Here is a 25,642-nt window from a genome sequence, read left to right as displayed (position 1 = left end):
GCGCCCGCCCCCCCTGTCAAATACCTGTGGGGCCGGCGGATGACGCCGCGATGCCCGCGTGGTAACGACCCGGCCGTTTTCCCGCGCTTCTTCCCGCGATTCTCGAGAACCAGGCCCTCTGCCCGTGTCGCACGATTCCACTCCGTCCCCGATCACCGCCCAGGCCGGGACGGCCCTGCGGGGCCGGCTGCGGCCGCCCGGCGACAAGTCGATCTCGCACCGGGCGATGATCCTCGGGCTGCTCAGCCTCGGCGAGACGCGGATCGAGGGCCTGCTCGAAGGCGACGACGTGCTGCGCACCGCCGCCGCCGCCAAGGCGCTCGGCGCCGGGATCGACCGCGACGGCGAGGGGCGCTGGCGGGTGCGCGGCGTCGGCGTCGGCGGCCTGTCGGACCCGGCCGGCGTGCTCGATTTCGGCAATGCCGGCACCGGCTCGCGGCTGATGATGGGCGTCGTCGCCGGCCACCCCGTCACCGCGACCTTCGACGGCGACGCGTCCTTGCGCAAGCGCCCGATGCGGCGGATCCTCGACCCGCTGGTGCAGATGGGCGTCACGGTGGTGGAGCAGGCCGAGGGCGGCCGGGTGCCGCTCACCCTGCGCGGACCGCGCGAGGCGGTGCCGATCACCTACGAGAGCCCGGTCGCCTCGGCGCAAGTGAAGTCGGCGGTGCTGCTCGCCGGCCTCAACGCGCCCGGGGTCACCACCGTGGTCGAGGCGGCCGCGACCCGCGACCACACCGAGCGGATGCTGCGCCTGTTCGGCGCCGAGGTCGAGGTCGAGGCGATCGGCCCCGGCGGGCACGGCCGGCGCATCGCGCTCACCGGCCAGCCGACCCTCACGGCCACCGACGTGGTGGTGCCGTCCGATCCGTCCTCGGCCGCCTTCGCGCTCGTCGCCGGCCTCGTGGTGCCGGGCTCCGAGGTGGTGATCGAGGGGGTGATGATGAACCCGCTGCGCACCGGCCTCCTCACCACGCTCGTCGAGATGGGCGGCGACATCGAGCGGCTGAACGAGCGCGAGGAGGGCGGCGAGACCGTCGCCGACCTGCGGGTGCGCCACAGCCGGCTCAAGGGCGTGACCGTACCGCCCGAGCGGGCGCCGGCGATGATCGACGAGTACCCGGTGCTCGCCGTCGCGGCGGCCTGCGCGGAGGGCACCACCCGGATGCAGGGCCTGCACGAGCTGCGGGTCAAGGAATCCGACCGCCTCGCCGCGGTGGCGGCGGGGCTGAAGGCCAACGGCGTCTCCCACGTCGTCGAGGGCGACGACCTCGTCGTCCACGGCGACGGCGCGGCGCCCAAGGGCGGCGGCACGGTCGAGACCCATCTCGACCACCGCATCGCCATGGCGTTCCTGGTGCTGGGGATGGCCGCGCGCGAGCCGGTGACCGTCGACGACGGCGCGATGATCGCGACGAGCTACCCCGCCTTCCTCGCCGACATGCGGGCGCTCGGCGCCGCGCTTGCCGCGTGAGGGCGCCGATGGTCATCGCGATCGACGGGCCGGCGGCCTCCGGCAAGGGAACGCTCGCCAAGCGCCTGGCGCAGCATTACCGCCTGCCCCACCTCGATACCGGCCTGCTCTACCGCGCGGTGGCACTGACGCTCCTCGACGCGGAGCGGGATCTCACCGACGTCGCGGCGGCGGCGGCAGCGGCGCGCGGGCTCCAGCCGGCCTTCCTCGCCGATCCGCGCCTGCGCGGCAGCGCCATGGGCGAGGCGGCCTCGATCGTCTCGGCGCAGGGAGAGGTGCGCGCCGCCCTCCTCGACTGGCAGCGCCGCTTCGCCGGCGCGCCGGAGGGCGCCGTGCTCGACGGGCGCGACATCGGCACGGTGGTGTGCCCGGACGCGGCGGTGAAGCTGTTCGTGACCGCCTCGGCCGAGGAGCGCGCCCGCCGCCGCCACCGCGAGCTCGACGGCCGCGGCGAGCCGGTCGCCTACGAGGCGGTGCTGGCCGACATCCTGCGCCGCGACGCCCGCGACGCCGACCGCGACGCCGCGCCCTTGCGGGTGGCGGAGGACGCGGTGGTGCTCGACACCACGGCGCTCGACGCCGAGGCCGCCTTCCGGGCCGCCACCGACCTGGTCGACGGGCGGGGCGGGGGGCGGGGCTGAGCGCCGGCTTCACGTCCCATACCCACCCGCGACCTCATCCTGAGGCGCGGGTGGGATGGACGGCGAAGACCCGTCTGCGCCGATCGTGACGCCCGCCTGACACCCCTCCGCCACGAATCCGTGGCAGATCTCCCCGACACCGCGCGCGACCCGCCGCGCCCTCCACTTCGGACGCTCTCCTCCCATGATCCGCCTCGACAAGATCGCCAAGCAGAACGGCAACCAGCTCCTCTTCATCGAGGCCTCGGCGGCGTTGCAGCGCGGCGAGAAGGTCGGGCTCGTCGGACCCAACGGCGCCGGCAAGACGACGTTGTTCCGGATGATCACCGGCGAGGAGCAGCCCGACGAGGGCCAGGTCTCGACCGACCGCGGCATCACCATCGGCTATTTCAGCCAGGATGTCGGCGAGATGGCCGGCCGCTCCGTCCTGTCCGAGGTGATGGATGGGGCAGGCCCGGTGAGCGAGATCGCCGCCGAGTTGCGCGAGATCGAGACCGCGCTCGCCGATCCCGACCGGGCCGACGAGATGGAGGCGCTGGTCGAGCGCTACGGCGAGGTGCAGGGCCGGTTCGAGGAACTCGGCGGCTACGCGCTCGAGGGCCGGGCGCACGAGGTGCTGGCGGGTCTCAGCTTCTCGCCTGAGATGATCGAGGGCGATGTCGGCGCCCTGTCGGGCGGCTGGAAGATGCGCGTCGCGCTCGCCCGCATCCTGCTCATGAACCCCGACGTGATGCTGCTCGACGAGCCGAGCAACCACCTCGACCTCGAGAGCCTGATCTGGCTCGAGGACTTCCTCCGGGGCTTCGACGGCGCCCTGCTGATGACCTCGCACGACCGGGCGTTCATGAACCGGATCGTCGGCAAGATCATCGAGATCGATGCCGGCTCGCTCACCACCTATTCGGGCGATTACGGCTTCTACGAGCAGCAGCGGGCGCAGAACGAGGCGCAGCAGCAGGCGCAGTTCGAGCGCCAGCAGGCGATGCTGGCGAAGGAGATCAAGTTCATCGAGCGCTTCAAGGCGCGCGCCTCGCACGCCGCCCAGGTGCAGAGCCGGGTGAAGAAGCTCGACAAGATCGAGCGCGTCGAGCCGCCGCGCCGCCGCCAGAGCGTCGCCTTCGACTTCCCCGCCGCGCCGCGCTCGGGCGACGACGTGATCAGCCTGAAGTCGGTGCGCAAGGCCTATGGCAGCCGCACGATCTACGACGGCCTCGATTTCGGCATCCGCCGCAAGGAGCGCTGGTGCGTGATGGGCGTCAACGGCGCCGGCAAGTCGACGCTCCTCAAGCTCGCCACCGGCACCACGACGCCGGATGCGGGCAGCGTGACCATCGGGGCCAGCGTCAAGCTCGGCTACTTCGCCCAGCACGCCATGGACATCCTCGACGGCGAGCGCACGGTGTTCGAGTTCCTGGAGGAGAGCTTCCCGCAGGCCGGCCAGGGCTCGCTGCGCACGCTCGCCGGCTGCTTCGGCTTCTCGGGCGACGACGTCGAGAAGCGCTGCCGGGTGCTCTCGGGCGGCGAGAAGGCGCGGCTCGCCATGGCGCGCATGCTCTACGACCCGCCGAACTTCCTCGTCCTCGACGAGCCGACCAACCACCTCGACGTCGGTACCAAGGACATGCTGATCGCCGCCCTCGCGCAGTACGAGGGCACGATGCTGTTCGTCTCGCACGATCGGCACTTCCTCGCCGCCCTGTCGAACCGGGTGCTCGAGCTGACGCCGGACGGCATCCACCAGTATGGCGGGGGGTACTCGGAATACGTCGAGAAGACCGGACGCGAGGCGCCGGGGTTGCGGCACTGACGAGCCCGGTCCGCTCTCCGCGACGGCCTTGAAACCCCGTGGGTTTCAGGCGCGTCGGCCCACCATCTCGACCCCGTCACCCGCCAGCATCGGCGCCACCGCGTCAGCCGGGACCGGCCGGCTGATGAGGTAGCCCTGGACCTCGGTGCAGCCGGCCTCCCGGAGGTGGACGAGCTGCTCCTCGGTCTCGACGCCCTCGGCGGTCGTCGTCATGGCGAGGCTGTCGGCCAGCGTCGTCACCGCCCGCACGATGGCGAGCGCATCGGGCCGCACGGAGAGGTCGGCCACGAAGGCGCGGTCGATCTTGATCTTGTCGAACGGGAAGGCCCGCAGGTAGCCGAGCGACGAGTAGCCGGTGCCGAAATCGTCCATCGCGATCCGCACGCCGAGCCCCTTGAGGCGGTGCAGGATGGCGAGCGTCGAGGCGTTGTCCTGGAGCAGCACGCCCTCGGTGATCTCCAGCTCGAGCCGGTGCGGGTCGAGCCCCGCGTCGCGCAGGGCCGCGATCACCGTGGCGTCGATGTCGCCGCTGCGGAACTGCACCGGCGAGAGGTTGACCGAGACCCGCAAGGCCTGCGGCCAGCGCGCCGCCTCGCGGCAGGCCTGGCGCAGGACCCACTCGCCGAGCGGCACGATCATCCCGGTCTCCTCGGCGACCGGCACGAAGGCGGCGGGGCTGACCACGCCGCGGACCGGATGGTGCCAGCGCACCAGCGCCTCGAACCCCGCGATCCGGTTGGTCGACAGATCGAGGAACGGCTGGAACGCGAGGGCGAATTGCTCCTCGGCGAGCGCCGTTCGCAGGTCGAGCTCGACGCCGCGCCGGGTCTGGATCGCCACGTCCATGGCGGGCTCGAAGAAGCGGTGGACGCCGCGCCCCTCGGCCTTCGCGCGGTAGAGCGCCATGTCGGCGGCCCGCAGCAGGCCCTCGGGATCCTGCCCGTCGGTCGGGGTGAGCGCGATGCCGATGCTGAGGCCGATCGCGACGCGCTTGCCGTCGATCTCGTAGTCGCGCGCGACCGCCTCGATCAGCCGGCCGGCGAGGCGCCCGGCGCGGAAGCGCGAGGTCGGCCGCAGGACCACCGCGAACTCGTCGCCGCCGAGCCGGGCCAGGGTCGCGACGCCGGCCTCTACCTCGCCGCGGAGCGCGACGCCGAGCCGGGCGGTCACCTCGCGCAGGAGCTTGTCGCCGACCGCGTGGCCGAGGGTGTCGTTGACGGCCTTGAACCGGTCGAGATCGAGGCACAGGACCGCCGTGGCGCGGCCTGGGACCGGCGGCTTCGCCAGGGCCTCGGCCAGGCCCTCGTGCAGCAGGGCGCGGTTGGGCAGGCCGGTCAGCGCGTCGTGGCGCGCCATGTGGACGATCTGCGCCTCGGCGCGCTTGGCCGCGGTGACGTCCTCGTGCACCGTCACGAAGCCGCCCTCCGGCGTCGGCGCGTAGGTGACGGCGATGACGCGTCCGTCGATCAGGGTCTGGTCGAGGCGGTAGCGGGCCCGTTTGGCCAGCCGCTCGCGCACCTGGAGCCAGGCCTCCTCCGGGCGCAGGCCCGGGAAGTTGCCGGCCTCGGTGCGGCGGTGGATCAGCTCCTCGGCGGTGATGCCCGGATGCACCGTGTCGGGCGACAGGCCGTAGAGGTCGAGGAACTGCCGGTTGACCACCGTGACCCGGTGATCGGCGTCGAACAGGACGAGGCCGTGCGACATGTGGGCGAGGGCGTGGTCGAGCCAGCGGTTCTGCTCGGCCAGCCGCGCATCGGCCCGCGCCCGGTCGGTCGCGTCCTCGTGCACGAACAGGGTGGTGCCGTCCGGCAGCGGCGCGATCGTGGTCTTGAGCAGGACGCCGTTCGGCAGCGGCCGCTCGCGCTGGAGCCGGACCCGCTGCGCGATGCGCGCCGATGCGAAGGCCCAGGCCTCGTCGGGATTGAGGTGCGGGAAGTTGCCGGCGCCGGCGCTGGCGCGGATCATCCACTCGAGCGGCGTGCCGGGGCGCAGAAGCTCCGACGGGATGCCGAAGAGATCGCGGAGCCGCTCGTTGTAGCTGATCAGCCGCAGATCGGCGTCGAACAGGCTGATCCCGAGGGGCAGGTTCGCCACCACCGCCTCGAAGCGTCGCGACTGCTCCTCGAAGCGTCGCGACTCCTCCTCGAAGCGGTGCGCCCGTTCGCGCTCGGCCAGCGCCGGCCCGGACAGCTCGGCGCAGAGTCCGCGCCACCCCGTGACGGTCCCGTCCGCCGCGAGCAGCGGCGCCCCGCCGAACCGGAACCAGCGGGTCCGGCCATCCGGGTGCTGGTGGGGTCGGATCACGTCCCGGAACGGGGTCGGGCTGCGCAGCGGCGCGTCGCCGCCCGGATCGCCGTCGAGCCCGGGCCAGGGGCGGCCGAGCGGCTCGGCCGCGCCGGTCAATGCCGCGTAGCGTCCGCTCACCCTCGTCAGCCGCAAGCCCGCGTCGGTCTCCCAGATCCAGTCTGCTGCGAGGATGTCGAGATCGAGATCGTCGGGCGGCATCACGCGGTCTTCTACGAGCACCGCCAGAGTCTCACACAATCGCTGCGATTTCCTTTCCCGGATTGTATCCGGGGCCTCATGCTACCTGTGGGTCGGGTCACGCCGGGGACCTTGCCGGCCGGCTGCGCGGGGCGAACGGTCTCCCGGCCCGAACGGCGCCGGCCCCGTGCCGCGGCTCGGCGAGAAGCCGCCATCTCACGTCCCCCGCGGCTTCGCCCGCCGGGTCGGGGGAGCGGTGGTCGGGTCCTCGGGCCAGGGGTGGCGGGGATACTGGCCGCGCATGTCGGCGCGCACCGCCGCCCAGGAGCCGCGCCAGAAGCCCGGCAGGTCGCGGGTGATCTGGATCGGGCGCTGGGCCGGCGAGAGCAGGTGCAGCACGAGCGGCACGCGCCCGCCGCCGATGGTCGGGTGGCGGGCGAGGCCGAACAGCTCCTGCACCCGGACGGCCAGGGCCGGCCCGCCCTCGGCGGCGTAGTCGACCGGGATGCGCGAGCCGGTCGGCACCTCGATATGGGTCGGCGCCTCGGCGTCGAGGCGGGCGCGCAACGACCACGGCACGAGGTCGTGCAGGGCGTCCGAGAGCCGGTCGGCGCCGATCTCGTCGAGGCGGGTGAGGCCAGAGAGATGGGGGCCGAGCCAGTCGGGCAGGGTCTCCGTGAGGTGGGCGTCCGAGAGGTCGGGCCAGGGCTCGCCCTCGGCGGCGCGGAGAAAATTCACCCGCTCGCGCCATTGCTGCGCCGCCTTCGACCACGGCAGGGCGGCGACCCCGAGGGAGGCGAGGCCGCGGGCCAGGATCGCGGCGCTGGTCTCGTCGGGCGGGACCGGCAGGATTCGCTCGGCGAGCGCGATGGCGCCGAGGCGACGCTGCGACCGGGCGCGCAGCGCCCTGGCCTCGGGGTCGAACTCGATCCGGGTGCGAGCCTCGATCCGGTCGGGAAACAGCGCCTCGATGGCGGGAAGCGCGATCGGCGCGGCGGCGAGAATGCGGGCGGACGAGGCCTTGCCGACGATCTCGGCCACTGCCAGGAACGGCTCGCGGGCGAGGCCGGTGGCGGCATCGAGGGCGGCGCCGCGGCCGTTGGCGAGGACGTACTCGCCGGGCCGGCCGCGGGCCCGGGCGATCCGGTCGGGGTAGGCGAGCGCGAGCAGCGTGCCGGTCTCGGGCGTCTCAACCTCCGCCGGCGCGACCATGCCCGTCGCCAGTTTCGCCCAGCCGGCGGCGAGGCGGCGCATGTCCTCGGCCCGGCTTGAGCGATCGCGACGGTAGCGCTCGACCCGCTCGGTGAGGTCCACCGCATCGCCGCCGAGGCCGCGCTCCACCAGCACCGCCGCGAGATCGGCGGCGGCCCGCGCCGCCTCGCGGCCACGCTCGGCGGCGCTCACGACCATGCGGGCGAGGCGCGGCGGCAGGGGGAGGGCGCGCAGCGCCCGGCCGGCGGCGGTCAGGCGTCCGTCGCCGTCGAGGGCGTCGAGGCCGGCGAGCAGCGCGCGGGCCTCGGCCAGCGCCGGGGCCGGCGGCGGGTCGAGGAAGGGCAGGGTCGTGGGATCGGCGACGCCCCAGGCGGCGCAATCGAGCACCAGCCCGGCGAGGTCGGCGGCCAAGATCTCGGGCCGGGTGAACGGTTCGAGCGCCCCCGTCGCGGCCTCGGCCCACAGCCGGTAGCACACGCCCGCTTGCGTGCGGCCGGCGCGGCCCCGGCGCTGGTCGACGGAGGCGCGGGAGGCGCGCTGGGTGACGAGGCGGGTCAGCCCCAGGTCCGGCTCGTAGACCGGCACCCGGGCGAGCCCTGCATCGACCACCACCCGCACCCCCTCGATGGTGAGCGAGGTCTCGGCGATCGAGGTGGCGAGCACGACCTTGCGGCGCCCCGCCGGGCTCGGCCGCACCGCCCGGTCCTGCTCGGCCCGGTCGAGGGCGCCGTAGAGCGGGGCGAGGTCGACCTCGGAGAAGTCGGAGAGGCGTTCGCGCAGGCGCTCCTCGATGCGGCGGATCTCGGCCTGGCCGGGCAGGAAGGCGAGGACCGAGCCGGGCTCGGCCCGGAGCGCCCGCATCACCGCGTCGGTCACCGCGTCCTCGATGCGCTCGCGCGGGTCGCGGTCGAGGTAGCGGGTCTCGACCGGGAAGGCCCGGCCCTCCGACAGGATCATCGGGGCCTCGCCCATCAGCGCCGCGACCCGGGCACCGTCGATCGTCGCCGACATCGCCAGGAGGCGCAGGTCCTCGCGCAAGGCCCCTTGCGCGTCGAGCGCCAGCGCCAGGCCGAGATCGGCGTCGAGGGAGCGCTCGTGGAACTCGTCGAACAGCACCGCGGCGATCCCGTCGAGCTCGGGATCGTCGAGGATCATGCGGGCGAACACGCCCTCGGTGACGACCTCGATCCGGGTGCGGGCCGAGACCTTGGAGCCGAGGCGCACCCGCAGGCCCACCGTCTCGCCGACGGCCTCCCCCAGGGTCGCGGCCATGCGCTCGGCCGCCGCCCGGGCGGCGAGGCGGCGCGGCTCCAGGAGGACGATCCGGCGGTCGCCGCGCCAGGGCGCCTCCAAGAGGGCGAGGGGCACCCGGGTGGTCTTGCCGGCCCCGGGCGGGGCCACCAGCACGGCGTTCGGCCGGCCGGGGGGCTCGGCCAGGACGGCGGCGAGGTCGCCGAGGACGGCATCGATCGGCAGGGAGGGGACGGCGCGCATGGCGCCGGGATGGCGGACGCGCGCCGAGCGCGCAAGCCCGGACCGGAGGAGGGCGGCCGATCCGCGGGCCAAGCCTCTCCTACGTAGTTTCTGCGGAATTTTTCGCGATGATTTCCGGTGTCGCTGCGGAACCGCGTGCGTGGCGAAAGATTGACGCTCGGGTTGGCCGAGGGGGCCACCGGCTGGAGATTACCGCGATGAAGTCCCTGACCTTGGCGCTGGCGGCGAGCGTGCTGCTGGGCGGTCTCGCCATGACCCCGGCCTCGGCCGCCGTGACCGGCCCGGCCCCGGCGGTCGCCGGCGCTGAGTCGACGGTCGAGCACGTCGCCATGCGCCGGCACTACCACTACCACCGCATGAAGCGCCACGACCGCCACATGCGTCGCCACATGCGCCGCAACCACATGCGCGCCGGCGACCCGAACGCCCGCAACCCGTCGCGCCCGGGCTACCAGCAGCAGCTCGGCAACACCACGGGCGGCCCGCGCTACTGAGCGGCGCCGTCGAGCGATCGACGCCGATAGCGAGGGGTGAGGTACGGAACCTCCCCCTCCAGGCCGTGCCGGGCCTGACCGGCATCGCCACCTGCTCGCGCCGTGAATCCGGCCCGACTCGGGCCGCGGGCATCGAGCATTGATTGGGGTGAGCCGCCCTTCGGTCAAAACGGGTTCTCGCATCGCAAGCGCGATCATGGGGGGACCGGTCCGGACCCTCGTGCCGCCTCTCGCTCGCGCGGTTGTGCGACCGGTGGTTTCGACGTAATCCGCCGTGCCCGTCCGTTTTCGTCAGAGGGCGGGCGGGGACGGCGGATGGCGGCTGTGCCGCACCCGCCCCGGATGGGGAAGCGGTGTGAGCGACGCGCGCGGGTCGTCTGCGGATCGCAACGGAGAGGCCCTGGTCTCGCGCCTCGTGGACACGATGCCGCTGCGCTCCGGCAGCTTCATCGTGACCCTCTACGGCGACGTCGTCGAGCCGCGCGGCGGCCGGCTATGGATGGGCAACATCGTCGAGATCTGCCGGACGGTCGGCATCAGCGAGACGCTGGTGAGAACCGCGGTGTCCCGGCTCGTCGCCGCGGGTCAGCTCACCGGCGAGCGCCAGGGCCGGCGCAGCTTCTACCGCCTCACCGACGCGGCGCGGCGCGAGTTCCTGTCCGCCGCGAGGATCCTGTTCGAACCGCAGCCGGATGCCGGCTGGCGTTTCGTCTGGCTCGGGCCCGATCAGGCCGACGGTCCGGGGCCGTCGCTGGAGCGGGAGGGATTCGTCCGGCTCGGGCCGCAATGGCTGCTCGGACCGGCCCATCACCGCCTGACGGATCCGCTCCCGGTGATCTTCGAGGCCGGCGCCGCGGCGGGCCCGATGCTCCGCGACCTCGTCGCGGCACATTGGGACCTCGCCGCCTTCGAGGCGGCCTACGCGGCCTTCCTGGCGGCCTTCGCCGCCGTCGCCGAAGCGCTCGACGCCGGTCTGCGCCCGACGGATGCGGAGGCGCTGCAGCTCCGGCTGCTGCTCGTGCACGGCTATCGTCACGCGGCGCTCCGGGATGCGCGGCTGCCCGCCGCCGCCCTGCCGCCCGACTGGAGCGGGCACCGCGCCCGCCGGCTGTTCGCCGACCTCTACCTGCGCCTCTCGCCCGCCGCCGACCGCCATGTCGGGCGGCAGTTCCTGGCCGGCGAGGACCCGCTGCCGCCCCACACGGCGGAGACCGCCGGTCGGACGGCGTCCCTCGCCCGTCTCCGCGACGACGCCTGACCCGTCGCCGGGCATCGGCCCGCGCAGGGACGACGCCGGATCGAGACATCACATGAATAGCAAAAATAGGCGTTGATGTGTGATGTTTCGGGTGTTACATGATCGTGCCGGTCGATCGGCGCGTGCGCCGTACCGCATCCCGCGCCCTGATATGCAGTCCGGAAGAATTCTTCCGGACTGCATATCAGGAGCCCGCGCGGCGCCTGAGCGAAGCCGATTTCCGTATTGCGAACGCGATCCGGCAGGATCGCCTGAAGCAATCAATCGGAAATCGTATCACAGGAGGGTCACGCATGTATGCGCAGCTGGTGAAGACGGACAGCACGCATGTCCGCGGCCTCGACGAGATGTCGGCCGAGGAGCGCGCGTTCCAGGAGCGGATCGACCGCGGCGAGAAGATCGAGCCGAAGGAGTGGATGCCCGAGGGGTATCGCAAGACCCTGATCCGGCAGATCGGCCAGCACGCCCATTCGGAGATTGTCGGACAGCTGCCGGAGGGCAACTGGATCACCCGCGCGCCGACGCTCGAGCGCAAGGCGATCCTGCTCGCCAAGGTCCAGGACGAGGCCGGCCACGGGCTCTACCTCTACTGCGCCGCCGAGACGCTCGGCGTCAGCCGCGACGAGCTGATGGAGCTGCTCCACGCCGGCAAGATGAAGTACTCGTCGATCTTCAACTACCCGACGCTGACCTGGGCCGACATGGGCGCGGTGGGCTGGCTGGTCGACGGTGCGGCGATCATGAACCAGGTGCCGCTGCAACGGACCTCCTACGGCCCCTACAGCCGGGCGATGGTCCGGATCTGCAAGGAGGAGAGCTTCCACCAGCGCCAGGGCTACGACATCATGATGAAGATGGCGCGCGGTACCCCGGCGCAGAAGCACATGGCGCAGAACGCCCTCGACCGGTTCTGGTATCCGGCGCTGATGATGTTCGGCCCCTCCGACAAGGATTCCGTCCACTCGGCGCAGTCGATGGCCTGGAAGATCAAGATGAACACGAACGACGAGCTGCGCCAGAAGTTCGTCGACCAGACCGTGCCGCAGGCCGAGCATCTCGGCCTGACCATCCCGGACGAGGGGCTGTGCTGGAACGAGGAGAAGGGCGGCTACGATTTCTCCGAGCCCGACTGGAGCGAGTTCTTCGCGGTCATCGCCGGCAACGGGCCGTGCAACCGCGAGCGGCTGGGGGCCCGGGTGAAGGCCTGGGAGGACGGCGCCTGGTTCCGCGACGGGCTCAAGGCCCACGCCGAGAAGGCCGCCCGTCGCACCGCCATGGCCGTCGCGGCCGAGTGATCGCATCCCCGAACGATCGGGTCCGACGGGCGGCCGCCGGCCGCCCCGCAACAAGATTCCCGGGAGGATCGAGAATGTCCAGCGAATGGCCGTTGTGGGAGATCTTCATCCGCGGTCAGCACGGCTTGAACCACCGCCACGTGGGCAGCCTGCACGCGCCGGACGCCGAACTCGCGATCAGGAACGCTCGCGACGTCTACACCCGGCGCAACGAGGGCGTGAGCATCTGGGCGGTGCGGTCGAGCGACATCGCGGCGTCGAGCCCGAGCGACAAGGGCCCGCTGTTCGAGCCGGCGAACAGCAAGGTCTACCGCCACCCGACCTTCTACGACATCCCGGACGAAGTGGGGCACATGTGATGCCGTCCCTGCCCGACGTGATGACGCCCGACGCCGCGCTCGCGGCCCGTCGAGCCCCCGACGCGCCCCTGCACGACGCTCCGCCGCAAGAGGCTCGCTCGCAGGACGCGCCCGCCGATCCGGCCCGTGCCGCCCTGTTCGAGTTCCTGACCCGGATGGGCGACAACGCCCTCGTCCTCGGGCATCGCCTGTCGGAATGGTGCGGCCACGGCCCGGTGCTGGAGGAGGACATCGGCACGGCCAACGTCGCCCTCGACCTGATCGGGCAGGCCCGGTTCTGGCTCGGCCTCGCCGGCGAGATCGAGGGGAGGGGGCGCAGCGCCGACGACCTCGCCTTCCTGCGCGACGTCTGGGATTTTCGCAACGTCCTCCTGGTCGAGATGCCGAACGGCGATTTCGGCCGGACGATCATGCGCCAGTTCCTGTTCGACGCCTGGCACGTCGCGATGCTGCGGGACCTGACCGGCTCGTCGGAGGCGCGCGTGGCCGAGATCGCCGCCAAGGCGGTCAAGGAGGTCCATTACCACCTCGAGAAATCGGCCGACCTGGTCATACGCCTCGGCGACGGCACCGGGGAAAGCCACCGCCGGATGCAAGGCGCCCTCGACCTGCTGTGGCCCTATGCGGGCGAGCTGTTCCTCGGCGACGCCATGGACGAGGTCGTGGCCGCGGCCGGCATCGCCCCCGATCCGGCGAGCCTGCGATCCGCCTGGGACGCCACGGTCCTGCCCGTCCTCGCCGAGGCGACGCTCGCGGTGCCAAACGGGTCGTTCGCGCAGAAGGGCGGCCGCCGGGGCATCCACACCGAGCATCTCGGACGCATGCTGGCCGAGATGCAGTTCCTGCAGCGCGCCTATCCCGGCGCGACCTGGTAGGCCGCCATGGACGCCCGTGCCCTTCCGGCGATCGACGAGATCCGGGGCTGGCTCGCCGAGGTTCCGGATCCGGAAATTCCGGTGATCTCGGTGGTCGAGCTCGGGATCGTGCGCGATCTCGCCTGGGACGGCGGCACCCTGGTGGTCACGGTGACGCCGACCTATTCGGGGTGTCCGGCTGCGGCGGTCATCAACGTCGCGATCGAGGATGCCTTGCGCGAGCGTGGGATCGACAAGCTGCGCATCGTGCGGTCGCTGACGCCGCCCTGGACCAGCGACTGGATCGACGACGCGGCCCGGGAGAAGCTGCGGGCCTACGGCATCGCCCCGCCGATCGACGGGACGGCGGCGGACGGGCGGCTGCTCGGGCGGATCGGCCGCATGACCGGGGGCGCGAATCTCCGCGTCGCCTGCCCGCGCTGCGGTTCGAACCGGACCGAGAGGGTCAGCCAGTTCGGCTCGACCCCGTGCAAGGCGAGCTGGCGCTGCACGGACTGCCTCGAGCCCTTCGACTACTTCAAGTGCATCTAAGCAGATTTCGCCGAAGTGGTTGCCGGTTCGGCGCCAAAAACCTGCGGCAAAACAAGAACTGAAGCGGACGAAGCGTTGGTCTGCCAACGCAAGTCTGCTTAGAAATGTATCTAAGGTGTGGTCCGTGACGTGCCGGTTTCGGCGCAGCCGGACGATGCCTCAACCTGGGAATGCCGGCGGTCATGGCACGCTTCTATCCCCTCGACGTCGCGGACGTCCGTCGTGAAACCCGGGACGCGGTGGTCCTCACGCTCAGGCCCCGCGACGGCGACGCCGAGGCCTTCGCCTTCACCCAAGGACAGTACCTGACCTTCCGGCGCGCCTTCGACGGCGTCGAGCTGCGCCGCTCGTACTCGATCTGCGCCGGCCGGGACGAGGGAGCCCTGCGGGTGGGCATCAAGCGCGTCGAGGGCGGCGCGTTCTCGACCTGGGTCAACCAGGACCTGAAGCCCGGCGACGTGCTGGAGGCGATGCCCCCGATGGGCAGCTTCCACGCGCCGATCGAGCCCGAGCTCGCGAAGCGCTATCTCGGCTTTGCCGCCGGCAGCGGCATCACGCCCCTTTTGTCGATCCTCAAGACGGTCCTGGCCCGCGAGCCGCGCTCGCACTTCACGCTGATCTACGCCAACCGTCAGATCTCGTCGATCATGTTCCGCGAGGAGCTGGACGACCTGAAGAGCACCTATCTCGGACGTCTGGCGATCGTCCACGTTCTCGAGACCGAGACGCAGGACATCGATCTGTTCACCGGGCGCATCGATGCCGCAAAATGCGCCGAGTTGTTCCGCCTCTGGGTCGATGTCGCGTCCGTCGACACCGCCTTCATCTGCGGGCCCGAGCCGATGATGCTGGCCGTCGCGGCCTCGCTGCGCGAGCACGGCCTGTCGGACGCGCAGATCAAGTTCGAGCTGTTCGCCGCGGGCCAGCCCGGCCGGGCGAGGACGCGCGCCGCCGCGACGGCGGCCTCGGCCGCGGACGCCCAGTGCGAGGCGACGGTGACCCTCGACGGTGCGACGCGCACGTTCCGGATGCCGAGGCAGGGCGAGAGCCTGCTCGACGCGGCGCTCGCGAACAGCATGGACGCCCCTCATGCCTGCAAGGCCGGCGTCTGCTCGACCTGCCGCGCCAGGATCCTGGAGGGCGAGGCCGAGATGCTGACGAACCACGCCCTCGAGGATGACGAGGTGCGGCAGGGCTACGTCCTCACCTGCCAGTGCTACCCGACGACGGACAAGCTGGTCGTGAGTTTCGACCAGTAGTCGACGGGCCGACCCTGCTTCAGCCACGCGACGCCCGGATCGGCGGTTGGCCCCCGGCCGGGGACCCGGTCGGAAACGTCGCGGGCGGCTTGACGGGACCGGCGCATTCCCGGACGAGCCGGTGGCCGGCGGATGCAGGCCGTGCGCGGATGACGAGATGACCCAGGAATTCTCCCACCCGAAATTCCCCCACCCGACGCGCCGGACGATCCTCGGCGGCACCGCGGCCCTGGCCGCCGGTCTCTCGGTCGGCACCGCCGCGGCGCAATCGCCGGCGCCCGCGGAACGGCGCTCGCGGCTGATCCTGCTCGGGACCGCCGGAGGCCCGACGCCGAAGCCGAACCGGGCGGCGCCCGCGCAGGCCATCGTGGTCGACGGGCACACCTACCTCGTCGATGCCGGCAACGGGACGGGCCGGCAGATGGTGCTGGCGAAGCTGAAGCTCGGCTCGCTCGACTCGGTGTTCCTCACCCACCAGCACTCGGACCACAACGCCGATTACGGCAACGTGCTGCTGCTCGCCTGGGCGACGGATCTGGCCCACCGCGTCGACACCTACGGCCCGCCGCCGCTCGTCCGGATGACGCGCCAGTTCCTCGAGCTGAACGACTCCGACATCAAGACCCGGATGGCCGACGAGGGCCGGCCGCCGCTCGCCGACCTGATCGTGCCGCACGAGATCACCGGGCCGGGCGCGGTGATGCGCGACGAGCGCGTCACCGTCACGGCGGCCCTCGTCCAGCATCCGCCGGTCGAGCCGGCCTTCGCCTTCCGCTTCGACTGTCCCGACCGGTCGATCGTGATCTCCGGCGACACCCGCTACTCGCAGAACCTGATCGCCCTCGCCAAGGGTGCAGACGTCCTCGTCCACGAGGTCATGTACCTGCCCGAGCTCGACAAGCTGATCGCCACCGAGCCCAACGCCAGGACCCTGCGCGAGCACCTGATCGCCAGCCACACCACCACCGAGGAGGTCGGGCGCGTCGCGACCGAGGCCGGGGTCAAGACGCTGGTCCTGTCGCACTTCGTGCCGGGCGGCTACCCGTTCATCAAGGACGAGGTCTGGCTCGACGCGGTGCGGCCGCACTTCAAGGGCGAGATCGTCGTCGGGCGCGATCTGATGGAGCTGTGAGGGCAGGCTCCCCCGTTCCCGACGGCCTCACCCCAGCTCCGTCTCCAGGAACTCCCGCACCGCTCCCGGGTCGATCCCCGGCGCGATGAAGCTCTTGCCGATCCCTCGGGCCAGGATGAAGGTGAGCGCCCCGTCGCGGACCTTCTTGTCCTGGCGCATGGCGTCGAGGAGCTGGTCGGCGTCGCCGCAGCCGCCCGGCACCTGCGCGAGCGTGGTCGGCAGGCCGGCCATCGCCAGGTGGTTGGCGACGCGGCCGGCATCCTGGCCCGGACAGAGGCCGAGCCGGGCCGAGAAGCGGAAGGCGAGGCACAGGCCGATCGCCACCGCCTCGCCGTGCACGAGGCGGGCGGAATCGTAGGCGGCCAGGCGCTCCAGGGCGTGCGCGAAGGTGTGGCCGAGGTTGAGCAGCGCCCGCTCGCCGTCCTCGCGCTCGTCGCGCACCACGACGCCGGCCTTGGCCCGGCAGCAGGAGGCCACCGCCGCCTCGCGCGCGGGGCCGCCGGAGAAGATCTCGGAGAGGTTCGCCTCGCACCAGGCGAAGAAGTCGGGATCGTCGATCAGCCCGTACTTCGCCACTTCGGCGTAGCCGGCGCGCATCTCGCGCCGGGACAGGGTGTCGAGGGAGGCGGTGTCGGCGATGACTAGGCTCGGCTGGTGGAAGGCGCCGACGAGGTTCTTGCCGTGGGGCGAGTTGATGCCGGTCTTGCCGCCGACCGACGAGTCGACCTGGGCGAGCAGGGTGGTCGGCGCCTGGACGAAGCGCACGCCCCGGCGCAGGGACGCGGCGGCAAAGCCCGCCAGATCGCCGACGACCCCGCCGCCGAGCGCGAGCACGAGGTCGCCGCGCTCGATCCGGTGACCGATCAGCCCGTCGCAGACCTGGGCGAAGCCCGCGTAGCTCTTCGAGCCCTCGCCCGGCGTCACCGCGATCAGGGCGGTGCGCAAGGACGCCTCGGCCAGCGAGGCGGTGACGGCCGCGCCGTACTCCGCCGCCACGGTCTCGTCGCTCACCACCCCGACGGCCTTCGCCCCGAGGCCGGCGACCAGGGGGCCGATCCCGGCCAGCAGCCCGCGGCCGATCAGGATGTCGTAGGCCCGGCCCCCGTCGAGGGGAACGTGAACGGTCTGGCTCTGCACAATCGTCCTCGAAGTCGCTCGGGATCCGCTCGCGCGGGGTCGGCTCACTGGGCGGCGAGGCCGTGGCCGGCGAAGTCGGGCGCGCCGGATTCCGGGTCGTCCCCGCCGTCGCGCGCCGGATCGGCCCCCGGATCCCCCGACATATCTCCCGCCGGATCCCCCGCCATATACGCGTCGAGGGCCTCCAGCACGTCCTGAACCACCCGATCGTGCGAGACGTCACGGGACACCACCACCACGTCGGCCCCGCCATAGACCGGATGGCGCACGTCCATCAGGCGGCGCATCGTGCCCTCGGGATCCTCGTTCTGGAGCAGCGGCCGGCCGGGGCGCTTGCGCACCCGGCGCATCAGCACGTCGAGATCGGCCTTGAGCCAGACCGAGACCCCGGCCTCGGCGATGCGCTGGCGCGTCTCCGGACGCATGAAGGCGCCGCCGCCCGTGGCGAGCACCATCGGGCCCTCGCGCAGCAGGCGCGTGATGACCCGTTCCTCGCCATCGCGAAAGCTTGGCTCGCCGTAGATGGCGAAGATGTCCGGGATGGTCAGGCCGGCCGCCGCCTCGATCTCGTGGTCGGCGTCCTTGAAGATCAGGCCGAGGCGCCCCGCCAGGCGCTTGCCGACGGTGCTCTTGCCCGCGCCCATGAGCCCGACCAGCACGATCGAGCGCAGGCCAAGGCCCCGGCGCACGCGCGACTCGATCGACTGTTCATGAGGGGGCCGCTGGTTCATGCGGCGTTCTTTAGCCTGTTTTTCGCGCAGGGCGAAACGGCGGATATCGGGGAAAAGCCGGTGGTTCCGCCGCGGCACCCGTCCCGGCCTCCGGGCGGCCCCGGGCACCCGCGCAACAGCCGCCGGCATTCCGCCGGGCAGGGCGTCGCGGAGCCTTGCCTCCCACGTCGCCGCGTGGTCGAACCGACGGCCAAGGTGGCCCGCGACGACCCCGTCCCGGGCCGCTCGCTGTCACGCGTAGTCCGGGGCCTCGCCGACGTGCCGACCCTCTTCCGTTTCCTGGCCGTGGTGGCGATCCTGGCCGGGCTCGCCTTCGCGGCGATGTTCGCGCTCGCCACCTTCGTCGAGCCGACCCCGCGCGAGATCTCCGTCACCATCCCGAATGCGAAGCTCCAGCCGAAATGAGCGGCCGGGCATGAGCGCTCCGGGCCCGCAGGCCCTCATGCACGCCTATCTCGACATGCTGGCGGCCGAGCGCGGGGCCGCCGCCAACACGCTGGCGGCCTACCGGCGCGACATCGACGACTATCTCGCCTACCTGGCGGGCAGGCGCCTCGCGCCCGGCGCCGTCGAGCCGGCCGGCATCCGGGCCTACCTCGCCGAGCTGGAGGCGCGCGGCCTCAAGAGCACGTCGGCGGCGCGCCGGCTCTCCTGCGTGCGCGGCTTCCACCGCTTCCTCTACGCGGAAGGGCTGGTCGAGAGCGATCCCACCGCCCCGGTCACCGGGCCGAAGCGCGGCCGCGGCCTGCCCAAGGTGCTGTCGGTGGCGGAAGTCGACCGGCTGCTCACGGTCGCCAAGGACGCCGCCCTGAACGCGTCGACCCCGGGCGAGGCGGCGCGGGCCGGGCGGATGCACTGCCTGATCGAGCTTCTCTACGCCACGGGCCTGCGCGTCTCGGAGCTGGTCGCCCTGCCGCGAGCCGCCGGTTCCACCAAGGAGCGCTTCCTGGTGGTGCGCGGCAAGGGCGGGCGCGAGCGCCTGGTGCCGCTGACGGAGGTGGCGCGCAGCGCCATGGCGGCCCATCTCGCCACCCTCACGGCGCCCGGGCCGTGGCTGTTTCCCGCCGACAGCGAGACCGGCCACCTGACCCGCCAGGCCTTCGCCCGCGACCTCAAGGCGGTGGCGGCCGCCGCCGGCATCCGCACCGACCGGATCAGCCCGCACGTCCTGCGCCACGCCTTCGCCAGCCACCTGCTGCAGAACGGCGCCGACCTGCGGGTGGTGCAGGAACTGCTCGGGCACGCCGACATCTCGACGACGCAGATCTACACCCACGTCCTCGACGAGCGCCTGAAGCAGATGGTGCGCGACCTCCACCCCCTGGCGGAAGCCTGATCCAGCCACGCTCGCCCGGGTGACGCGGGGCCCGGCGCGACCTATTTCCCGGCCCACGGCGGCGCCACAGCCGCGGGGGGAAAGCGCGCGTGCCGGACTCGACCCTGTCCATCGTCGCCCAGGTTTTGGGGCTGGCGCTCGTCGTCGCGACCCTGCTGCCGTTCTGGCGCAGCCGGGCCGGGCTGGTGCGCACCTTCGATTTTCCGCGCTTCCAGATCGCCGCCGCGATCCCGCCGGTTCTCGTCCTCCTGGTGGTGTCCGGTCACGACCCGGCCTCCCTCGCCCTCGGGGCCGCGCTCCTGGGCGCGCTCGGCTTGCAGCTGCGCCACATCCTGCCCTTCACCCGCCTGACGACGCCCACCGCCCGCGCCGCCCCGGCGGAGGCGGACAGGGACGCCTGCGTGTCGATCCTGATCGTCAACGTGCTGCAATCGAACCGGGCCTATGACCGCTTCCTCGCGGCCGTCGAGAGGAGCGACCCCGACCTGATCCTGGTTCTCGAGACCGACGCGGCCTGGCGCGACGCGCTCCTTGGCCTGCGGGGCCGCTACCCCCACGGGGTGGACCGGGCGCAGGACAACACCTACGGGCTCCTGCTCTATTCCCGCCTGCCCCTCGACGACGTACGGGTGCGCTTCCTGATCGAGGACGACGTGCCCTCCGTGCGCGCCGGCGTCACGCTGCCGTCGGGCGACCGCTTCACCTTCCACGGCGTGCATCCGCGCCCGCCGCATCCGGGCAACAGCAGCGCGACCCGGGACGGGGAACTGGTGCTCGTCGCCCGCGAGGTCGCCCGCGAGGGCGGCCCGACGGTGGTGGCGGGCGACCTCAACGACGTCGCCTGGTCGCGCACCACGGCCCTGTTCCAGGCCATCGGCGGCCTCCTCGACCCGCGGGTCGGGCGCGGCGCCTACCCGACCTTCCACGCCGGATGGCCGATACTGCGCTGGCCCCTCGACCACGTCTTCTTCAGCGAGCACTTCCTGCTCGCCCGGCTGGAGCGCCTGCCGAATATCGGCTCCGACCACTTCCCGATCCTGATCGCGCTCTGCCGCGATCCCCGAGCCGAGGCCGTGCAGGAGCCGCCGGCTGCCGATGCCGAGGATCACCGCGAGGGCGCCGAGGCGGTGGCGGAGGCGCGGGAGGCGGCGGACTCGTGAAAAGTCAAACAGTATGACTATTCAGCCGGGCGCCGCCGTGCTGTAAGGATCCGGTCGGCGCCGTCGCGCGCCCCACCGGTCGGTCTTCAGCACGCGGATGCGCGCCCCCTTCGCCACGCCTCATCCTCTCCCCTCGGGCCTTGTGGTGATCCCGGCAGGGCGGGCGCGCTCCAACCACGCCGAGGTGGCGCGCAGCCTCGGCACCGCGATCATCGCCGGGCGCTACCCGGCCGGGGCCAAGCTGCCGGGGGACGGCGACCTGCTGTCCGCCTTCCGGGTATCGCGGCCGGTCCTGCGCGAGAGCGTCAAGACGCTGGTGGCCAAGGGGCTGCTCACCACCAAGGCCCGGGTCGGCACCGTGGTGCGCGAGCGCGCCGCCTGGAATATGTTCGACGCCGACGTGCTGGCCTGGCACCTGGAGGCCGGCATCGACCGGCGCTTCCTGCGCGACCTCGCCGAGATCCGCCTGGCGGTCGAGCCGGCGGCGGCGGCGCTCGCCGCCGAGCGCCGGTCCGAGGGCGACCTCGCCGCGCTCGAGGCGGGCCTCGCGCGGATGCGGGCCGAGCCGTCGGATTCGATCGGCTTTGCCGAAGGCGACCTCGCGCTCCACGTCGCGGTGGCGGTGGCCTCCGGCAACCCGTTCATGCGCTCGATCGGCGGGGTGATCGAGGTGGCGCTGCGCGCCTCGTTCCAGCTCAGCGCTCCCGTCGAGGCGGCGGAGCGCGAGACGGTGCTCGCGGCGCACGCCGCCATCCTCGCCGCCATCGCGGGCCGCGACCCGGCGGGCGCGGCCGAGGCCGTGCGCCGGGTGATCCACAACGGCCTGCGCCGCCACGGCGCCGCGGCCTGACAACCACGGAGGCAAACGCCATGACGAACGCATCCCGCCCCTATCGCGGCGTCTTCCCGGTCGCCCCGACGATCTTTCACGAGGACGGCACCCTCGACCTCGACGGCCAGCGCCGGGCGATCGACTTCATGATCGAGGCCGGCTCGCAGGGCCTGTGCATCCTCGCCAACTTCTCCGAGCAGTTCGTCCTCACCGATGCCGAGCGCGAGGAGGTGATGACGGCCGTGCTCGCCCACGTCGCCGGCCGCGTCCCGGTGATCGTGACGACGACGCACTTCGCCACCCATATCTGCGCCGAGCGCTCGCGCCGGGCTGAAGCCCTGGGCGCCGCCATGGTGATGATCATGCCGCCCTATCACGGGGCGACGATCCGGGTGACCGAGGCCGGCATCGAGCGTTTCTTCCGCCAGGTCTCGGACGCGATCTCGATCCCGATCATGATCCAGGACGCGCCGGTCTCCGGCACCGCGCTCTCGGCGGCGTTCCTCGCGCGGCTCGCCCGCGAGGTCGGACAAGTGTCCTACTTCAAGATCGAGACCGCGCAGGCGGCGGCGAAGCTGCGCACGCTGCTCGAACTCGGCGGCGACGCGATCGAGGGCCCGTGGGACGGCGAGGAGGCGATCACGCTGCTCGCCGACCTCGACGCCGGCGCCACCGGCGCCATGACCGGTGGCGGCTATCCCGACGGCATCCGCCAGATCATCGACCCCTACCTCGCCGGCCGGCGCGACGAGGCGATCCGGGCCTACGGCCGCTGGCTGCCGCTCATCAACTACGAGAACCGCCAGACCGGGCTCGCCGCGGCCAAGATCCTGATGAAGGAGGGCGGCATCATCCGCTCGGACGCCGTGCGGGCGCCGCTGGAGCTGCCCCACCCGGCGACCCGGGCCGGGCTGATCGAGATCGCCCGGAGCCTCGACGCGGCGGTCTTGCGCTGGGGGCGGTGAGGGGGCGCCTCCGCGCAGTCACGGCTGGATTCCGAAGCCTGTCTGACGCTCTGCGGCGGTCCTGACATCCATAGGGCCAATCCGGGGCCGCGAAAGCGGAGCCCGAAATCCAGAGCCGCCAAAGTGAATGAGGAAGCGAACATCTCTCCGCCCGATCCGTTCGTCCCATTCACGACCTAATCCTGAGGTGCGAACGCAGTGAGCCTCGAAGGAGGCCTCCAGGACCCCGGGTGGTCTCTGGAAGCCTCCTTCGAGGCTGCTCCGCAGCACCTCAGGATGAGGTCGTGAATGGGATGAGAGGATTCGTCGATAGGTTGCCCGTCTGCCTGGACCTAGCTCCAAGCGTTTTCGATATGCCAACGGTCACGCTAGCTGGAACGCCCGCACCAGCACCGCGGCCTGCGCCGGCCGCAGGCTGTGCAGGGTGCCGACCAGCACCAGCCGGTTGAGCCAGGCATGCGGGCCCTCGGGTGCCGTGACCGCGATGGTCGAGAAGCGATAATCCGGCGCGCCGTCGCGGCCGGGATCGATCAGCACCTGGTTGCGCACGGTGAGGATCGCCCCGTCCTCCGCCTTCATCTCGTAGAGCGCGTCGAGCTGCCGGACGCCGTCCTTGCGCACGAGCTGCCGGTCGGCCCCGCCGGGCAGGACCGTGCCGCGGATCCGCGGCCCCTGGAAGCGCCCGCCGGTGATCGGCACGATGCGGCGCTCGCCGAGCGATGAATCGCCGAGCGGCACCAGCGGGGCGATCTCGACCACGGCCTCGTAGACGAACTCCGTGCGCGGCGGCACCAGCGGCAGGTCGGTGAGGCCGGCGGGCGCCTCCTCCGCGGCGGCCGATCCCGCGAGGGCGAGGCCGGCGCCGGCGAGAAGCAGCGTGCGGCGGTCGAGGTGCGGGGCGTCGCGGTGCGGCATGGCGGATCCTCCTTGTATTTGATCTCGCGATCATGCGCCCGGGACGCGCGCCGCGACAGGGCAGGGACGCGCTGCCGCAGCGTTTCGCGCGCGAAATCCCGTCGCGCTCGCTTGACGGCCGGGTCGGGCCGGGGCCGAGTGCAGCGGCCACGACATCCTTGCCCGCTCACATCCGGGCGGATCTCTGGGGGAAGGGGACGACCATGCGGCGCGGCATCACGCGGGGGGCGGGGCTCGTCCTCCCGGTCCTCATCGTCACCTCCCTGACCCTGCCGGTTCTCGCCGGGCCGCTCGCCTGCGGCGACCTCGCCCGTCTCGCCCGGCCGGACCTGCGCATCACCCGGGCCGAGGCCGTGCCCGCCGGCACGCTGCCGGCCGAGAACCCGGGCCGCGCCGCGCTCACCGGCGCCGCCCGGGCGAAGGCGGCGCTGCCGGCCCATTGCCTCGTCGAGGGTACGATCGACCCGCGGACCGGGGCAGGGGGCGTCGCCTACGGCATCGGCTTCCAGTTGCGCCTGCCCGAGGCGTGGAACGGCCGCTTCCTGTTCCAGGGCGGCGGCGGGCTCGACGGCGTGGTCGGCGAGGCGCTCGGCGCGATCCCGGTCTCGGGCGCGACGGCGCCGCCGGCGCTCCTGCGCGGCTACGCCGTCGCCTCGACCGATTCCGGCCATCGCGGCCGCGACAACGCCGATGCCTCCTTCGGCCTCGACCAGCAGGCGCGGATCGACTTCGCCTACCAGGCGGTCGGCGAGGTCGCGCGCGAGGCGCGGGCGCTGATCGCGTCCCGCTACGGTCGGCCCCCGGCGCACGCCTACTTCATGGGCTGCTCCAACGGCGGCCGCTCGGCCCTGATGGCGGCGACCCGCTTTCCCACCGCCTTCGATGGCGTCGTCGCCGGCGCCCCGGCCTTCCGGCTGACCCGGGCGGCCCTCGGCCAGGTCTGGGACACGCAGGCCTTCCTCGCCGCCGCGCCAAAGGATTCCGAGGGCCGGCCGATCCTCGCCGAGGCCTTCAGCGAGGCCGATCTGAATCTCGTGGCGCAGTCCGTCCTCAAGGCCTGCGACGCCGCCGACGGGCTCGCCGACGGCGCGGTCGAGGCGGTGGCCTCCTGCCGCTTCGATCCCGCGAGCCTCGCCTGCACCGGCGACAAGACCGCGACCTGCCTCGGCGAGCGCCAGGTCGAGGCCCTGCGCCGCGCCTTCCGGGGCGCGCAAGACGGCAAGGGCCAGCCGGTCTACGCCTCCTGGCCCTGGGATCCCGGCCTCGCGGCGCCAGGCTGGCGGGCCTGGAAGCTCGGCACGTCGAAGACCGCGACGCCGAACGCCCGCAACGCCACGCTCGGGCCGGCGGCGATCGCCAACTACTTTCTGACCCCGCCGGATCCGGGCTTCGACGCCCTGCGCTTCGACTTCGACCGCGACACCCCGCGCACCGCCGAGACCGCCGCCCTCAACGACCCGACCGGCACCTTCCTGTCGACCTTCACCGCCCGCGGCGGCCGCCTCCTCGTCTACCAGGGCGTCGCCGACCCGGTCTTCTCCGCCCGCGACCTCGTCGAGCACTGGGAGGACCTGGCCCGCACGAACGGCGGCGCGGCGTCCCTCGCGGAGGCGGCGCGCCTGTTCCTGGTCCCGGGCATGACCCATTGCGGCGGCGGGCCGGCCCTCGACGACTTCGACCCGCTCGCCGCGATCGAAGCCTGGGTCGAGCGCGGCGAGGCGCCCGACCGGCTCATCGCCCGCGGCACCGCCTTCCCGGGCCGCACCCGGCCGCTCTGCCCGTTCCCGCAGGAGGCGCGCTACCAGGGCGGCGAGGCGGAGCGGGCGGAGAGCTTTGCCTGCGCGGCGCCGTGAGGCGCGGCGGTCGATCAATCCTGCGCGAGGCGGTGCCCTACGAAGCGCTCGTTTCCCCTCTCCCCGCGGGCGGGGAGAGGGCCGTGCCCTCGTTCAGAGGGAACGGCAAGCCCGAAGGGCGAGGGTGAGGGGGTGTTTCAGGAAGAGGCACACTCGTCGAGACCCCCTCACCCTCGCTCCGGCTTGCGCCTGCGCTCACTTCATCGACGACGAGGTCGATGAAGTCCTCTCCCCGCCCGCGGGGAGAGGGGAGAACCCGCGTCTCTTCTTCTGCCGATCACCTCGATACCCGAGGTGGAAGGAGGCTGAGCCCGCCTGCTTCGTGCACCAAGCCCTCGCTCCCACCGCCCTGCGTCGTCGCGCCGACCTTGCGTTGCGGTGCGGAAGGGATCCAAACT

22 protein-coding genes are annotated in these 25,642 nt (G+C 72.6%); 17 read left to right on the top strand and 5 right to left on the bottom strand.

Annotation, left to right across the window (positions count from 1 at the left end):
* Window positions 1-124: 124 nt before the first annotated feature.
* The 3 genes from aroA to ACS5PV_RS12730 all read left to right on the top strand — a co-directional run bounded on the left by aroA (window position 125) and on the right by ACS5PV_RS12730 (window position 3,922).
* Window positions 125-1,474: a 3-phosphoshikimate 1-carboxyvinyltransferase gene (gene aroA, locus ACS5PV_RS12740; RefSeq protein ID WP_455395692.1), complete on the top strand. Its 1,350-nt coding sequence runs from the start codon at window positions 125-127 to the stop codon at window positions 1,472-1,474.
* An 8-nt stretch (window positions 1,475-1,482) separates the two neighbouring features.
* Entirely contained in the window at window positions 1,483-2,115 is a 633-nt protein-coding gene (cmk, locus tag ACS5PV_RS12735; RefSeq protein ID WP_455395691.1) for a (d)CMP kinase, read from the top strand.
* A gap of 184 nt (window positions 2,116-2,299) precedes the next feature.
* The gene (locus ACS5PV_RS12730) at window positions 2,300-3,922 is read left to right on the top strand and encodes an ABC-F family ATP-binding cassette domain-containing protein (RefSeq protein WP_455395690.1); all 1,623 of its coding nucleotides are present in this window, start codon (window positions 2,300-2,302) and stop codon (window positions 3,920-3,922) included.
* A gap of 45 nt (window positions 3,923-3,967) precedes the next feature.
* Here the strand turns inward: ACS5PV_RS12730 and ACS5PV_RS12725 are convergent, their stop codons facing one another.
* Both ACS5PV_RS12725 and hrpB read right to left on the bottom strand, forming a co-directional pair.
* Entirely contained in the window at window positions 3,968-6,427 is a 2,460-nt protein-coding gene (locus tag ACS5PV_RS12725) for a sensor domain-containing protein (RefSeq protein ID WP_455395689.1), read from the bottom strand.
* Window positions 6,428-6,622: 195 nt separating this feature from the next.
* Window positions 6,623-9,112: an ATP-dependent helicase HrpB gene (hrpB, locus tag ACS5PV_RS12720; RefSeq protein WP_455395688.1), complete on the bottom strand. Its 2,490-nt coding sequence runs from the start codon at window positions 9,110-9,112 to the stop codon at window positions 6,623-6,625.
* A 197-nt stretch (window positions 9,113-9,309) separates the two neighbouring features.
* On the opposite strand from hrpB, the gene ACS5PV_RS12715 reads away from it, so the two are divergent.
* The 8 genes from ACS5PV_RS12715 to ACS5PV_RS12680 all read left to right on the top strand — a co-directional run bounded on the left by ACS5PV_RS12715 (window position 9,310) and on the right by ACS5PV_RS12680 (window position 16,315).
* A complete protein-coding gene (locus ACS5PV_RS12715) occupies window positions 9,310-9,606 on the top strand; it encodes a hypothetical protein (RefSeq protein WP_455395687.1) in 297 nt (98 codons plus the stop codon).
* Window positions 9,607-10,030: 424 nt separating this feature from the next.
* Complete coding sequence (locus tag ACS5PV_RS12710; protein WP_455395686.1) at window positions 10,031-10,864, top strand: PaaX family transcriptional regulator C-terminal domain-containing protein; 834 nt, start codon at window positions 10,031-10,033, stop codon at window positions 10,862-10,864.
* A gap of 293 nt (window positions 10,865-11,157) precedes the next feature.
* Entirely contained in the window at window positions 11,158-12,159 is a 1,002-nt protein-coding gene (paaA, locus tag ACS5PV_RS12705; RefSeq protein ID WP_455395685.1) for a 1,2-phenylacetyl-CoA epoxidase subunit PaaA, read from the top strand.
* A 74-nt stretch (window positions 12,160-12,233) separates the two neighbouring features.
* Entirely contained in the window at window positions 12,234-12,518 is a 285-nt protein-coding gene (paaB, locus tag ACS5PV_RS12700; protein WP_455395684.1) for a 1,2-phenylacetyl-CoA epoxidase subunit PaaB, read from the top strand.
* Window positions 12,518-13,393 carry a 1,2-phenylacetyl-CoA epoxidase subunit PaaC gene (gene paaC, locus ACS5PV_RS12695; RefSeq protein WP_455395683.1) on the top strand — a complete coding sequence of 292 codons (876 nt, stop codon included), beginning with the start codon at window positions 12,518-12,520 and terminating at the stop codon, window positions 13,391-13,393. The genes paaB and paaC overlap by 1 nt, the downstream gene beginning before the upstream one ends.
* A gap of 6 nt (window positions 13,394-13,399) precedes the next feature.
* A complete protein-coding gene (gene paaD, locus ACS5PV_RS12690; protein WP_455395682.1) occupies window positions 13,400-13,924 on the top strand; it encodes a 1,2-phenylacetyl-CoA epoxidase subunit PaaD in 525 nt (174 codons plus the stop codon).
* A 182-nt stretch (window positions 13,925-14,106) separates the two neighbouring features.
* Window positions 14,107-15,183 carry a 1,2-phenylacetyl-CoA epoxidase subunit PaaE gene (paaE, locus tag ACS5PV_RS12685; RefSeq protein WP_455395681.1) on the top strand — a complete coding sequence of 359 codons (1,077 nt, stop codon included), beginning with the start codon at window positions 14,107-14,109 and terminating at the stop codon, window positions 15,181-15,183.
* Window positions 15,184-15,340: 157 nt separating this feature from the next.
* Entirely contained in the window at window positions 15,341-16,315 is a 975-nt protein-coding gene (locus tag ACS5PV_RS12680; protein ID WP_455395680.1) for an MBL fold metallo-hydrolase, read from the top strand.
* A gap of 27 nt (window positions 16,316-16,342) precedes the next feature.
* On the opposite strand, the gene aroB is transcribed toward ACS5PV_RS12680, so the two are convergent.
* Entirely contained in the window at window positions 16,343-17,455 is a 1,113-nt protein-coding gene (gene aroB / locus ACS5PV_RS12675; RefSeq protein WP_455395887.1) for a 3-dehydroquinate synthase, read from the bottom strand.
* Between the two features lie 41 nt (window positions 17,456-17,496).
* Window positions 17,497-18,183, bottom strand: a complete 687-nt coding sequence (locus tag ACS5PV_RS12670; protein ID WP_455395679.1) for a shikimate kinase — start codon at window positions 18,181-18,183, stop codon at window positions 17,497-17,499.
* A 258-nt stretch (window positions 18,184-18,441) separates the two neighbouring features.
* On the opposite strand from ACS5PV_RS12670, the gene ACS5PV_RS12665 reads away from it, so the two are divergent.
* The 5 genes from ACS5PV_RS12665 to ACS5PV_RS12645 all read left to right on the top strand — a co-directional run bounded on the left by ACS5PV_RS12665 (window position 18,442) and on the right by ACS5PV_RS12645 (window position 22,476).
* Window positions 18,442-18,588: a hypothetical protein gene (locus ACS5PV_RS12665; protein WP_048433578.1), complete on the top strand. Its 147-nt coding sequence runs from the start codon at window positions 18,442-18,444 to the stop codon at window positions 18,586-18,588.
* A gap of 10 nt (window positions 18,589-18,598) precedes the next feature.
* The gene (locus ACS5PV_RS12660; RefSeq protein WP_455395678.1) at window positions 18,599-19,519 is read left to right on the top strand and encodes a site-specific tyrosine recombinase XerD; all 921 of its coding nucleotides are present in this window, start codon (window positions 18,599-18,601) and stop codon (window positions 19,517-19,519) included.
* 89 nt (window positions 19,520-19,608) lie between these two features.
* On the top strand, window positions 19,609-20,679 hold the full coding sequence (locus ACS5PV_RS12655) for an endonuclease/exonuclease/phosphatase family protein (RefSeq protein ID WP_455395677.1): 1,071 nt from the start codon (window positions 19,609-19,611) through the stop codon (window positions 20,677-20,679).
* 97 nt (window positions 20,680-20,776) lie between these two features.
* Window positions 20,777-21,529: a FadR/GntR family transcriptional regulator gene (locus tag ACS5PV_RS12650; RefSeq protein ID WP_455395676.1), complete on the top strand. Its 753-nt coding sequence runs from the start codon at window positions 20,777-20,779 to the stop codon at window positions 21,527-21,529.
* A 20-nt stretch (window positions 21,530-21,549) separates the two neighbouring features.
* Entirely contained in the window at window positions 21,550-22,476 is a 927-nt protein-coding gene (locus tag ACS5PV_RS12645; RefSeq protein ID WP_455395675.1) for a dihydrodipicolinate synthase family protein, read from the top strand.
* Window positions 22,477-22,839: 363 nt separating this feature from the next.
* Here the strand turns inward: ACS5PV_RS12645 and ACS5PV_RS12640 are convergent, their stop codons facing one another.
* A complete protein-coding gene (locus ACS5PV_RS12640) occupies window positions 22,840-23,391 on the bottom strand; it encodes a DUF3237 domain-containing protein (RefSeq protein WP_455395674.1) in 552 nt (183 codons plus the stop codon).
* 203 nt (window positions 23,392-23,594) lie between these two features.
* Here ACS5PV_RS12640 and ACS5PV_RS12635 point away from each other — a divergent pair, with 203 nt between their 5' ends.
* Window positions 23,595-25,244: a tannase/feruloyl esterase family alpha/beta hydrolase gene (locus ACS5PV_RS12635; protein WP_455395673.1), complete on the top strand. Its 1,650-nt coding sequence runs from the start codon at window positions 23,595-23,597 to the stop codon at window positions 25,242-25,244.
* Window positions 25,245-25,642 lie beyond the last annotated feature (398 nt).

It is taken from the genome of Methylobacterium sp. Gmos1, from assembly GCF_053764715.1.
The sequence above is the reverse complement of the archived record's forward strand: the minus strand, read 5'-3'. Positions and strand labels throughout refer to the sequence as shown.

Bases quoted from the DNA above. Each gene is read 5' to 3' on its own strand.
- paaA (WP_455395685.1), top strand. From the start codon at position 11,158: ATGTATGCGCAGCTGGTGAAGACGGACAGCACGCATGTCCGCGGCCTC.
- ACS5PV_RS12640 (WP_455395674.1), bottom strand. From the start codon at position 23,391: ATGCCGCACCGCGACGCCCCGCACCTCGACCGCCGCACGCTGCTTCTC.
- ACS5PV_RS12730 (WP_455395690.1), top strand. From the start codon at position 2,300: ATGATCCGCCTCGACAAGATCGCCAAGCAGAACGGCAACCAGCTCCTC.
- paaC (WP_455395683.1), top strand. From the start codon at position 12,518: ATGCCGTCCCTGCCCGACGTGATGACGCCCGACGCCGCGCTCGCGGCC.
- ACS5PV_RS12670 (WP_455395679.1), bottom strand. From the start codon at position 18,183: ATGAACCAGCGGCCCCCTCATGAACAGTCGATCGAGTCGCGCGTGCGC.
- ACS5PV_RS12680 (WP_455395680.1), top strand. From the start codon at position 15,341: ATGACCCAGGAATTCTCCCACCCGAAATTCCCCCACCCGACGCGCCGG.
- paaE (WP_455395681.1), top strand. From the start codon at position 14,107: ATGGCACGCTTCTATCCCCTCGACGTCGCGGACGTCCGTCGTGAAACC.
- paaB (WP_455395684.1), top strand. From the start codon at position 12,234: ATGTCCAGCGAATGGCCGTTGTGGGAGATCTTCATCCGCGGTCAGCAC.
- paaD (WP_455395682.1), top strand. From the start codon at position 13,400: ATGGACGCCCGTGCCCTTCCGGCGATCGACGAGATCCGGGGCTGGCTC.
- ACS5PV_RS12715 (WP_455395687.1), top strand. From the start codon at position 9,310: ATGAAGTCCCTGACCTTGGCGCTGGCGGCGAGCGTGCTGCTGGGCGGT.
- ACS5PV_RS12725 (WP_455395689.1), bottom strand. From the start codon at position 6,427: ATGCCGCCCGACGATCTCGATCTCGACATCCTCGCAGCAGACTGGATC.
- hrpB (WP_455395688.1), bottom strand. From the start codon at position 9,112: ATGCGCGCCGTCCCCTCCCTGCCGATCGATGCCGTCCTCGGCGACCTC.
- ACS5PV_RS12645 (WP_455395675.1), top strand. From the start codon at position 21,550: ATGACGAACGCATCCCGCCCCTATCGCGGCGTCTTCCCGGTCGCCCCG.
- ACS5PV_RS12660 (WP_455395678.1), top strand. From the start codon at position 18,599: ATGAGCGCTCCGGGCCCGCAGGCCCTCATGCACGCCTATCTCGACATG.
- ACS5PV_RS12650 (WP_455395676.1), top strand. From the start codon at position 20,777: ATGCGCGCCCCCTTCGCCACGCCTCATCCTCTCCCCTCGGGCCTTGTG.
- cmk (WP_455395691.1), top strand. From the start codon at position 1,483: ATGGTCATCGCGATCGACGGGCCGGCGGCCTCCGGCAAGGGAACGCTC.
- ACS5PV_RS12710 (WP_455395686.1), top strand. From the start codon at position 10,031: ATGCCGCTGCGCTCCGGCAGCTTCATCGTGACCCTCTACGGCGACGTC.
- ACS5PV_RS12635 (WP_455395673.1), top strand. From the start codon at position 23,595: ATGCGGCGCGGCATCACGCGGGGGGCGGGGCTCGTCCTCCCGGTCCTC.